At 73.6% G+C, this 1,348-nt stretch carries 2 protein-coding genes; both read left to right on the forward strand.

Translation table 11 applies throughout. The annotated features are described in order from the left end of the window. On the forward strand, nucleotides 1–217 hold a 217-nt coding region (locus LCD33_RS28585), incomplete at its 5' end, for a hypothetical protein (RefSeq protein WP_224978504.1). A gap of 179 nt (nucleotides 218–396) precedes the next feature. Next, entirely contained in the window at nucleotides 397–1,059 is a 663-nt protein-coding gene (msrA, locus tag LCD33_RS28590) for a peptide-methionine (S)-S-oxide reductase MsrA (RefSeq protein ID WP_224958328.1), read from the forward strand. Nucleotides 1,060–1,348 lie beyond the last annotated feature (289 nt).

Consider the following 1,348-nt stretch of genomic DNA (forward strand, 5'->3'; position numbering starts at 1 on the left):
CCACCCCGCCGAGGACGTGGAGACCGCCCGCGACTTCCCGCCGGTCTCCTGGCCGAGCGCCGAGCAGGACGCCGAGCCCGCCGCCGCGCGCAGCTTCACCGGCGACCTGGCCGACCCGTCCGCCACCCCGCCGCGCCGCCGCGGCAGGCACGCCGCCCCGCCGCCGGAGGTGGAGGAGACCCGCCCGTTGGACCGGTTCCCGCCGCACCGGTCCTGACCGGCGGTGTGACCTGCGCCGACCGGACTGGCGATCACTCGAACGCGCGTTCTACGGTGTTGCTGCGTTCGGGGGAGGGGAGTCCCCACGACGCATCCGCGCCCCGCGCCCGTCACCCCGGGTGCGGGGCGCTCCACACGGCCCGGACCACCGCTGATCCCGCGCGTAGCATCGGTGGCATGGCGCTGTTCTTCGGTGACAGGACCCGCATGATCGGCCCGGACGAGGCGTTGCCCGGGCGCTCCACCCCGCTGCCGGTGCCGGAGCGGCACGCGGTCTTCGGCGACCGCACCATCGTGCCGCCGTTCCCGCAGGGCACCGAGTCGCTGGTCGTCGGCATGGGCTGCTTCTGGGGCGCGGAACGGATCTTCTGGCGCACGGACGGGGTGTGGACGACGGCGGTCGGCTACGCGGGCGGCTACACGCCGAACCCGACCTACGAGGAGGTGTGCAGCGGTCTGACCGGGCACACCGAGGCCGTGCTGGTCGTGTTCGACCCGGCGGTGATCGACCTGGCCGGGGTGCTGAAGGTCTTCTGGGAGGGCCACGACCCGACGCAGGGCCTGCGGCAGGGCAACGACCGCGGCAGCCAGTACCGCTCGGCGGTCTACTTCGCCGACGACGAGCAGCGCGCCGTCGTCGAGCGGACCCGCGACGGCTACCAGGCGGCGTTGACCGCGGCGGGTCGCGGCACGATCACCACCGAGGTGGCGCCGCTGCGCGAGTTCTACTACGCCGAGGGCTACCACCAGCAGTACCTGTCCGAGGCGAAGAACCCGAACGGCTACTGCGGCATCGGCGGCACCGGGGTGTCCTGCCCTGTCGGGCTCGTCACTGAGTGATCGCGGCCGGTCGCCCGGCGTGGCAAGATCCACTCGGTTCGGCCGGGGCGATCCGGGTGAACCGCGAGCGGAATTTACCGCGATTCCGTTCAATAAACAGAATTCCCGGACGGCCGCCGAGCGCGTCGCCGGGAGCGTCGAATTCCGTTCCGCGGAATGCGATGCACCGCGGCCCGGCGGGGGGGGGGGGGGGCCCGGGGGGGGGCCCCCCACGGCCGCACCGGGGAGATGAGTCCAGTGTTCCGCACCAAGCACACCAAGACCGCCGCCATCGCCGGGTCCGCGCTGC

The sequence above is a fragment of the Saccharopolyspora sp. 7B genome (genome assembly GCF_020177435.1).
Classification (GTDB): Bacteria; Actinomycetota; Actinomycetes; order Mycobacteriales; family Pseudonocardiaceae; genus Saccharopolyspora_C; species Saccharopolyspora_C gregorii.